This is a genomic window from Helicobacter sp. T3_23-1059 (assembly GCF_053654515.1).
In genome coordinates this window covers 1-9,704 of record NZ_JBSIUV010000060.1, presented here as the reverse complement: position 1 = coordinate 9,704, position 9,704 = coordinate 1, and the positions used below count along the sequence as shown (strand labels likewise).

Genomic DNA, 9,704 nt, shown 5'->3' with positions numbered 1-9,704 from the left:
AAACAAAATCCAACTATTAAATTGATATGGTTTATCAAACCAGCCTTTGACTTTTGATTTTAAGTTTTTAAGTTTGTTCTGCGTCAAATCTTGCTTTTTCATTTTTTGCTCCTTTTTTAATAAGATTCTAATTCGCTAGCAGGGATTTGCAAAAACCATTGCAAACCTTGCTCTAGCTTGGCAATAATTGCGTCTATGTCGTAGTTTGGATAGTCAAAATAAGACTTTGCTATATTGTGGCTATTGTAGTTTGATACTTCTGGTTTAGCTATAAATTTATATAATTGTCCTGTTTCCTTGTGTTTGCTTACCGAAATATCAATACTTACTTCTATTGGATTGCTAGATTTCTCGGTATGAAAACAGATTCTAGGATACACTCCCCAACTAGCCTTAATATGTGGAATATCTTTTCGTATAAATATAATCCAAGTGTCTTTAGCCATTTTGCCCACGCCAAATGAACAATCCACAAAATACCCATAATCAACCAAAAAACCCAAATATGAAATAATGTCAAATGTATTTAGCCCCGTGATTGTATCGCCCTCTGCATTGCTTCGCTCAAAAAACAACTCCAATGCTTTTTGTATTTTTTCTTTTTCTTTGGAAGTGAATCGTATTTTATTCATTGTCGCATTCCTTTTTGCAAAAATTAAAATTTAACTCTACAAAAAAAAAAAAAAAACAGATTGCTAATGTGGATTTTAAGGATAGATTTTGTGTGAAGTAGTTTTTGTTTGTCGTTGCGAACGATTTTTTTTGACAAATCCACTCGCAATGACAACATTTTTTCACACTAAAAACACTTGTCATATTGAGAGCGCAAGCCCGAAGTATCCAAAGGTTTGTGCAAAATCGCATTATGTTGAAAATATGACTATTTGCAGAATTTACTTTTTGGATACTTCGGCTTACTTCGTTCGCCCAGTATGAAAAGTGTTGTTGTCATTGCGAGATTTTGCGTAAGCATTATCGTGGCAATATATCGCTATAAAATGCTAAAAAACACGCATTTGACAAAGACTGATAAATAGATTGCCACGAATATTAGATACTAGCAGAATCTAATATTCTCGCAATGACGAATTATTTTTTGTCATATTGAGCGAACGAAGTGAGCGAAATATCTCTATTTTTATTGAGATTTTGAGATACTTCGCTTACGCTTAAATATGACAATGCAAGCCGTCATTGCGAAAATTTGCATTGCCGTCATTGAAAGCGGTTTTGCTAAAAATACACCTCTCTTGTGCGCTAATTTCACTCTTTTGTGTGTGGATTAAAATCATCGTTTATGCTACATTCTATCAAGCACTTCGCTTACTTCGCTTAGCGCAAAGCATTTTATAGGGGTTTGAAAGCTCGGGATTTTAGGGACTATCGCTTTTTTTAGCCCATAGCTTTGCATTTCTTTTAGTCGCACTTCTAGGTTGCCTACTTCGCGCACATCGCCTGTCAAGCTCACTTCACCGATAAATGCGCTCTCTATGCCTAAAGGACGATTGCGAAAGCTAGAAATGATGGCTGCCACCACGCACAAATCCGCGCTTGTCTCGGTAATTTTAATACCTCCTACAACATTGATAAAGACATCATAGCGATTTAGCGGAATCTCTAACTTGCGCTCTAGCAGGGCTAGTAGCATATTTAGCCGATTGCTATCAAAGCCTGTGGATTGACGGCGTGGGTTGCCATAGCTCTCGCTCACTAATGCTTGAATCTCAATAACTAACGCCCTAGAACCCTCCAAAATCACACTTACCGCGCTCCCTGCCACGCTTTTTTTGCGCGTAAAAAAAGCCCTAGATGCCTCTTTAGCACTATGCAGTCCATCTGCACTCATCTCAAAAATCCCTATTTCACTTGTCGTGCCAAATCGGTTTTTAAACCCCCTTAGCAAGCGCAACTCCTTGCTAGAATCCCCCTCAAAATATAGCACGCAATCTACCATATGCTCTAGCACCCTAGGACCTGCTATACTGCCCTCTTTTGTGATATGCCCGATGATAAAAATGCTGATATTTCTCTCTTTTGCAAGTCTCATAAGTTCAAAAGTAATCTCTCGCACTTGGCTTATGGAGCCCGGTGCTGAAGCGATATTTGGCGAAAAAATCGTCTGAATAGAATCAATAATGCACAAATCAAACCCTGCTTCTTTTGTGTTTTGTTTGTTTAGATTTTCTTTTTTTAGATTCTCATTTTGTGGATTTTGGGCTATTTTTTCACCCTGTATATCCTCGCCTATGTTGTTGTTTTGGGATATGTTGTTATTTTTATTGTTTAGATTTTCGTTAGGATTTTTGTTTGGATTTTGCACTCCGCTATGCAGGGCAAATTTGATAGAATCTAAATTGATTTCATTTAGCAAAAATACATTATTATGGATAGCATCAAGCCTTTGTGCGCGGAGTTTTATCTGCCCAGCACTCTCTTCGCCACTGACATAAAGCACTTTATGGCTATGTTTAGCAAGATTGCCAGCGACTTTTAGCAACAGCGTAGATTTGCCTACACCTGGGCTACCACCGACAAGATATAGCCCACCTCGCACGATTCCACCGCCTAGCACGATGTCTAGCTCGTTTTCATAAGAACTAAAAAAATGATTTTGCTCGCTACTTACTTGCGTGATAGGAAGCGGGGTTTTTGGGTTATTTGTGGAGTTTAGAAATGCGCTTTTTGTAGAATTTATGGCATTATTTTGTGCTTTGATAAAATCTTTTTGGATTTGATTTAGCTCTATTAGGCTATCCCAACTCCCACATTCTCCGCATTTACCAAGCCATTTAGTCGTCTGCCATCCGCAATGCTGACATTCAAAAAGGCTAGATTTTTTTGCCATTTTTTGCCCTTTTTAGATTTTTGTATAAGATTTTAATTTTTTCCAAATCGATAAAAAAAACGAAATTTTAGCAAGAAAAAATGAAGTATAAATCAGTTTAGCGTGGTTTTTATAGTCAAAAGCCACGCTAGGTTTTTGCTAGTTAGATTTTATGCTAGCTATATTTTGTGTTAGAAGTTTGGAGTAGATTTTGACAAGATTTTAGCTAGATTTTGCAATCCACACTTAAAAAAAAGCGTGGATTTAGCGCGAAAATAGCACAAAAATGCAAAATCACACGCAAAAACCTAAAGTGCAAAATCCTCTATTTTGTCAAACTCTAAGTATTTATATACTTTTGCAGTATTATCCCCTAGCTTTTGTGGGACGATTTGGAGATACTCTTCTACGCTTGGCAAGCGTCCTAGTTTCGCACACACAGCACCTAGCTCAGCACTTCCTAGATACACTTGCGCTCCTTTGCCCATTCGGTTATCAAAATTGCGCGTGGAGGTAGAAAACACCACAGCATTATCTTTTACCCTTGCTTGATTGCCCATACATAGACTGCATCCGGGGACTTCTATCCTCGCTCCACTCGCACCAAAGAGGCTAAAATACCCCTCATCGCTAAGCTGTTTAGAATCCATTTTGGTAGGTGGCACAAGCCAAGTGCGCGTAACGCTTTGCCCCTCATTTTTCATTATCTCGCCAAACGCACGGAAATGCCCGATATTTGTCATACAGCTACCGATAAAGACTTCATCGATATTTTTAGGACGCTTAGAATCAGCCAAAATCTCACTCAAAGTCGCCACATCATCAGGGTCATTTGGACAAGCCAAAATCGGCTCTTTTATTTCTGCTAAATCAATCTCAATCACTGCGGCATATTCCGCGTCTTTATCTGCACGCATTAGCACAGGATTGTTTATCCATTCGCGCATTTTTTGCGCTCGTCTCTCTAGCGTTTTTGCGTTGCCATAGCCATCTTTTATCATTGCATTGATAAGCGCGATATTAGATTCTAGGTATTCAATGATTGGCTCTTTGTTTAGCGCAATCGTGCAAGCAGCCGCGCTTCTCTCCGCGCTCGAATCGCTTAGCTCAAATGCTTGCTCGACTTTTATATTTTCTAGCCCCTCAATTTCTAGCACCTTGCCACTAAAAATATTTTTTTTGTTTTGTTTTGGCACGGTTAGTAGCCCTTGCTTTATCGCATAGTAGGGAATCGCATTGACTAAATCACGCAAAGTAATCCCTGCGTTTAATTTTCCCTTAAATCTCACAAGCACGGATTCTGGCATATTTAGAGGCATATTTCCCGTAACCGCAGCAAACGCCACAAGCCCGCTACCCGCTGGGAAGCTAATGCCGATAGGAAATCTCGTATGAGAATCCCCGCCCGTGCCAACGGTATCTGGCAGACAAAAACGATTTAGCCACGAGTGAATCACACCATCTTTTGGACGCAACGCCACACCACCGCGCGAAGTCATAAAATCAGGCAAAGTCGCTTGCAGGCTAACATCTGCTGGCTTTGGATAAGCTGCCGTATGACAAAAGCTCTGCATAACAAAATCTGAGCTATAACTAAGGCTTGCAAGTTCTTTTACTTCATCGCGCGTCATCGCACCTGTGGTGTCTTGGCTACCAACAGTGGTGGCGATTGGCTCGCAGTATTCGCCCGCTCTCACGCCATCTTTTTCGCAGGCTTTGCCTACCATTTTTTGTGCTAAAGTGTAGCCTTTTTGGCTTTGCTGTGGCTGGGAGGCTTTGGCAAATACTTCGCTCTCTCCTAGTCCTAAAAACTTGCGTGCTTTGTTGGTAAGTCCTCGCCCGATGATAAGCGGAATCCTGCCTCCTGCGCGGATTTCATCAAAAATCGTATTTGGACTTAGGCTAAATTTACTGACTACTTCGCCATTTTTGACTATCTCGCCATTATGTGGTTTTAGCGTGATTATATCGCCCTCTTTTAGTGCATCGACATTTGCCACCACAGGCAGACAGCCACTATCTTCACAAGTCGCAAAGAAAATGGGAGCGATGATTCCACCGATGACAAATCCACCGCTTTTTTTATTTGGCACGAAAGGAATCTCATTTCCAAAATGCCACACGATAGAATTACACGCGGATTTGCGACTGCTACCTGTGCCGACTACATCACCCACATATACGACACTTGCGTCATTTTCTTTAGCGATTTTTTTGATAGATTCTAGTCGCGCTTCATAGTTTTGCACCCTAGATTTTAGCATAGCCTTTGCGTGCAAAGGAATATCGCTACGCGTAAAAGCATCGCTTGCTGGGCTTAAATCATCAGTGTTTGTCTCGCCATCGATTTTTAGCACGGCTAGTTTGATTTCTTGTGGCAATTCTGGCTTTTGCAAAAACCACTCCGCATTTGCCCAAGATTCTAGCACTTCTTTTGCTAATGGTAGGGATTTGCTTTTTTCTGCGATAACATCAAACGCATCATAGACTAAAAGCGTATGTTTTAGCGCGTTTGCCGCTGTTTTTGCCACATTTTCATCGCTAGATTCTAGGGCTTTTAACAAAAACGGCACATTATAGCCACCTAGCATTGTCCCTAGCAGTTTTGTAGCGAGATTTGCATCTATACTATCGCATTTTTTGCCTTCAATGATTTCTCCTAAAAATTCTGCCTTGATTTTTGCCCCCTCATCGACTCCCGGACTTACACGATTGGTAAGCAAATCTAGGGCAAAATCTTTGTCGTTTTTATTTGCACTAGAATCTAGCAAGATTTTGATAGCTTCGCTAACCTCATTTGGCTTTAGTGGTAGTGGTGGGATTCCCTCTTTTGCGCGTTCGTTTAGGGCGTTGTTGTAAGCTGTGATAAATTGCATTTTTTCTCCTTTTGGATTCTTATAAATGGCTAGATTTTACAAATATATTTATATCGCAAAATCTAGCCTTACAGAAAATGTAAGTATAGCAAATCTAATCTAAGGCGAGTTAAAAAAATCTTTAACTTTTATGTCTATGTGTAAAATCGCTACAAAACCTCACACAAAACCAAAATCCAAAAAACGCAAAAATGTCGTTAAAAAATACAAAAATTTCACCAATGCGCTATTTTTTTAGAAAATGCTTTTTTTTGGTGCTTTTTTATAGATTATGTCGTAAGTATGATATGAGTTTTTTTTATTGCTAGGATTTATGCTAGCAAATTTATGGCAATCCATTTTGCTTTTTTTGCATAGATTGCCACACGGATTTTATGCAAAATCCGTTCGCAATGACAAAAAACCCACCCCCTTAATCCCCCTCGTGCTAAGGGAGGGGGAAATAACGCCGTCATTGCGAGAAAAACAAGCAAAAGCGCAGTTTCTTTAGAAAATCGTTAGATTTTGCGTGGCAATCTATGTTTTTTAGAGATACTTCGCTACGCTCAGTATGACAAATATTGGTGGTAGTGTTGGCTATTAAAGCCCCCTCCCTTTTGGAATAAGCCCAAAAAGAAGCCCCCTCATTTGAAAGAGTGGCAACACTTCTTAAAGCCCCCTCCCTTGCGGAGGGGGTTTGGGGGTGGGTAGATTTTGCGCTAGCAAAATTTTCATTATTAGATTTTGCATTTGCAAGATTTGCAATGCTAAATTTTGCTTTTGCAATATCTACTTTGCTAGAATCTGTTTTTTCTTTACTTTGTAGGTTTTGGCTTTTTAAGGAAGCGGGTGATTTGGATACTTCCAAAGATACCCACCCCCTAACCCCCTCCGCAAGGGAGGGGGAAAAGGCAAAATTCTCCGCAATGGGAGAGGGGGATAAAACCCCCTGCATAAATCTAAAACCAAATAAGCCTACGCCCAAGATTTTTCCCCTCCAAAAGCCCAAGCTCAAATTCAAATAAGTCTAAGTCCAAGATTTACCCACCCCCTAGCCCCCTCGTGCTAAGGGAGGGGGAACAAAAACCCTCCAAAAGCCCAAGATTTACCAAAAATAAGATTTACCCATCAATGTAATAAACCTTTTTCTTAGATTTCTTTTCTTTCTTTTTCTTTGACTTAGATTTGGATTTTTTCTTGCTACCTTCGACTATGCTTCTTGAGACTGCGTTGCCGTCTTTGTCGGTTACATAGTCGCTCCCGCCAAACCAATAAGCGTATTTGAAATTCAAAGTCGTAGTTACGCCATTAAACCAATCATCTGTCGCACTGCCATATCTATCTTTTGCAAACGAGCTAGCATAAAAAAGCCCATCATAACCAAAACTTAGCTCGTGGTTTTTCTTTATCATCCATATCATATCAAAGGCTAGATTTCCATAGACAGCAGGCAAAGTGATTTTATTTGTAGGGGTTTCCTCGCCTTTATATTGCCTAACCCCGTTTGACTCGCTGTCGTGTTGCCTCAAAGTAACGGTTACATCTTGCTTGTTTAGCATATTATACTTTACCCCTACTTTTAGATTTGTGCGGAAAGTATTTCCCCACATTTTGTAGTAGCGAAGTGCTGCACCTAGTTGGGGTAAATGCCAATAAAAGCCTTTATAAAACTCATCATTATTGCCTACCAAAGAAGCATTTGTATATACAAATGGCCTTATTGTCTTGGTATCAAATGTAGATAGCATATCATAGCTCAAAGATACTTCAGGGCTTAGATAGCTATTTCGCTTGTATTGGTAGAAAGTTAGCCCACCTTTGATTTCTGCGCCTACATTCCATAGCAGAGGGATTGAAGTGTTTTTAGAATCAGATTTTACTTCTAGTGTGCTTTGCCCAAAGCTAAATTTTAGCATTGGCAAATCCACTCCACCGCGCACATTTGCCCTCAAAAATCCTTCCCACACTTTCGAGGTAATGTTGAAAGTTTTAAAATAAGTTAGCCCCGCTTGCAAACTATTTGTTTGGATACGAGTATCTGCACCTGCGGTAATGGTATCGGTGTTGCTAAATTCATATCCTAGATAGCCTCCTAGTATGCCTTTGTTATCTAGATTTCGTTGCAATCCAAATAACGCACCACCTGCGTATTCTTGCGCTTGATTTTGCGCTAAGTAGCCATAAGTGTAGCTAGCATACGGAAGTGCAAAGAAGCGATAATCCCTCCTACCTGTATAAGGGATAAATATCGCATCTAGTTGGTCTATCAATTCAAAATTATTATAGCCTTTGTCCAAATTCTGCCCTTTAGATTGCTCCAAAGTTAGCTTAGCGATTCTCTCACGCACTTTATCGATTTTGCGCTCATTTTTTCGCTTTTGTTTGTTAAATTTGGAGCTACGATTTGTAAGGCGAGACATATCGTATTGCAATAGCCGTAGCTCTACTTCTTGATTGTAGTATCTATCGCTATGAAATGTCTTTGTCGTCATCGTATCTAGGATATTTTGCGTCATCGCATTACGGCGCATATTGCTCATCGCCAAAGAGCGATACATATTTGCACCATAAGTCGTGCTAGCATCCGCTACGATATAAAATCCATATTTACCATCTTTTGTGCCTATTTGCATATTAAACCCAGATTCAGGTATGACATGCCTAGTATCTAGTTTTGGATTATTGCTAGAGCCTTGTATAAGCTCATCAAAATAATACATTTTCCCTTTTTTCGCAGTGTCGCCTAGATTCCTAGAGATTCTTATAGCGTTATCTGCGACACCTACGAAGGTGTTATTTTTTACTTTGATATGGCCTTGTCCGTTTGCTATGGTAGTGTCTGCATTATCCCCTAAGACTAAGTTATAGCTTAGCACCAAAAGGGTATTGATATTTGCATCACTTAAATCCGTATTACCTAAAGTAGCAGAATTTGCTTGATTTCGCTCGCCTAGTGTCATCGTATCGATTGTCCCTTGACTTGTAAGCTTGCTATTAAGACTAGAACCACCCTGAATCGTAAGACTGCCTAAAGTAGCACCTGCTGATACCGTAGCAGAATTTAGCAAAGAACCACCATTTATATCTAGCGTGTTTATATTGCCCTGAGATATAGTGATAGAATTTACCCTTGCCCCACCACTAAAATATATGCCAACAGAGCCAGCAGGATTAGTTGTGGCATTAGATATATTAAAATCCGTTCCTTGTTGATTCTGTTCTTTTGGTTTTGGTATGACTCCCTGAAATCCTAAAAATCTAAGCTCTCTAGTCGTAGAAGCACGCGAAAACTTGCCGTTATTCCTAGATGTATCTCCTGTGAAAGCCAGAGTTACTGTGCCCCTTCCACTACTGCCATATAGATTTAGTCTAGTGTTTTGATAGTATCCTCCACCACCTAGCGCAGTATTCGACCCGTTTTGTATGGTATTTGTGGCATTATAGCCCGTGCAATCGACTTTAGCATATCTACCAAAGCCGTGTGAGTTTGCATCTCCCCTGCTCCAATCCTCTGCCCAACTACACCCCGCTACTAGACTATCTATGCTAAGGCTAGCTATAACCGCGCTAGTGGCTATAGACAATGCTAGGCGTTTTTTCTTGTTGTTTTGAGGATTTGCTTTTTTGTCATCGCGAGAATTTGCGACTTTGTTAAAAGTTGCAAATTCGTGGCAATCTATGTTTTTTAGAGATACTTCGCTACGCTCAGTATGACAAAGTTTTGTTGCTTTTTGAGATACTTCGGCTAAAGCCTCAGTATGACAAATTGCCTTTTTATCAGTTTGGCAAATGTTGTCGGTATGAGAGGTGTTTGCATTTTTGGCTTTAAAAGCCCCCTCTCTTGAAAGAGTGGCAACACTTCTTAAAGCCCCCTCCCTTGCGGAGGGGGTTTGGGGGTGGGTATAGCCCACATTAGAATCATTTGTAGCGTTTTTTAAGGAAGCGGGAGTTTGATTTACCCACCCCCTAGCCCCCTCCGCAAGGGAGGGGGAATAAGAGGTTTGCAAATCCGCAATGGAGATGGG

Annotated in this window: 7 protein-coding genes and 1 pseudogene; 2 read left to right on the top strand and 6 right to left on the bottom strand. The window is 40.2% G+C overall.

The window, feature by feature from the left end:
- Nucleotides 1–116 precede the first annotated feature (116 nt).
- Nucleotides 117–632 carry a hypothetical protein gene (locus ACWIX0_RS11680; RefSeq protein ID WP_454174168.1) on the bottom strand — a complete coding sequence of 172 codons (516 nt, stop codon included), beginning with the start codon at nt 630–632 and terminating at the stop codon, nt 117–119.
- Between the two features lie 88 nt (nt 633–720).
- On the opposite strand from ACWIX0_RS11680, the gene ACWIX0_RS11675 reads away from it, so the two are divergent.
- Nucleotides 721–936 carry a hypothetical protein gene (locus ACWIX0_RS11675; protein WP_454174167.1) on the top strand — a complete coding sequence of 72 codons (216 nt, stop codon included), beginning with the start codon at nt 721–723 and terminating at the stop codon, nt 934–936.
- A 233-nt stretch (nt 937–1,169) separates the two neighbouring features.
- Here the strand turns inward: ACWIX0_RS11675 and ACWIX0_RS11670 are convergent, their stop codons facing one another.
- The 3 genes from ACWIX0_RS11670 to acnB form a co-directional block, all read right to left on the bottom strand.
- Nucleotides 1,170–1,292, bottom strand: coding sequence for a hypothetical protein (locus tag ACWIX0_RS11670; protein ID WP_454174166.1), 123 nt, complete (start codon nt 1,290–1,292; stop codon nt 1,170–1,172).
- An 8-nt stretch (nt 1,293–1,300) separates the two neighbouring features.
- Complete coding sequence (gene radA / locus ACWIX0_RS11665; protein WP_454174165.1) at nt 1,301–2,845, bottom strand: DNA repair protein RadA; 1,545 nt, start codon at nt 2,843–2,845, stop codon at nt 1,301–1,303.
- Nucleotides 2,846–3,132: 287 nt separating this feature from the next.
- Nucleotides 3,133–5,700: a bifunctional aconitate hydratase 2/2-methylisocitrate dehydratase gene (acnB, locus tag ACWIX0_RS11660; protein ID WP_454174164.1), complete on the bottom strand. Its 2,568-nt coding sequence runs from the start codon at nt 5,698–5,700 to the stop codon at nt 3,133–3,135.
- A gap of 313 nt (nt 5,701–6,013) precedes the next feature.
- Here acnB and ACWIX0_RS11655 point away from each other — a divergent pair, with 313 nt between their 5' ends.
- A complete protein-coding gene (locus ACWIX0_RS11655) occupies nt 6,014–6,190 on the top strand; it encodes a hypothetical protein (protein ID WP_454174163.1) in 177 nt (58 codons plus the stop codon).
- On the opposite strand, the gene ACWIX0_RS11650 is transcribed toward ACWIX0_RS11655, so the two are convergent.
- Together ACWIX0_RS11650 and ACWIX0_RS11645 are read right to left on the bottom strand one after the other, a co-directional pair.
- Nucleotides 6,152–6,664: a hypothetical protein gene (locus ACWIX0_RS11650; protein WP_454174162.1), complete on the bottom strand. Its 513-nt coding sequence runs from the start codon at nt 6,662–6,664 to the stop codon at nt 6,152–6,154. The two genes, ACWIX0_RS11655 and ACWIX0_RS11650, sit on opposite strands and share 39 nt — an antisense overlap.
- A gap of 136 nt (nt 6,665–6,800) precedes the next feature.
- A pseudogene (locus ACWIX0_RS11645) lies at nt 6,801–9,704 on the bottom strand (hypothetical protein); the annotation flags it as partial.

Excerpts from the sequence above, each read along its gene's own strand:
- ACWIX0_RS11670 (WP_454174166.1), bottom strand. The coding sequence starts at position 1,292 with ATGATTTTAATCCACACACAAAAGAGTGAAATTAGCGCACAAGAGAGG.
- radA (WP_454174165.1), bottom strand. The coding sequence starts at position 2,845 with ATGGCAAAAAAATCTAGCCTTTTTGAATGTCAGCATTGCGGATGGCAG.
- ACWIX0_RS11655 (WP_454174163.1), top strand. The coding sequence starts at position 6,014 with ATGCTAGCAAATTTATGGCAATCCATTTTGCTTTTTTTGCATAGATTG.
- acnB (WP_454174164.1), bottom strand. The coding sequence starts at position 5,700 with ATGCAATTTATCACAGCTTACAACAACGCCCTAAACGAACGCGCAAAA.
- ACWIX0_RS11680 (WP_454174168.1), bottom strand. The coding sequence starts at position 632 with ATGAATAAAATACGATTCACTTCCAAAGAAAAAGAAAAAATACAAAAA.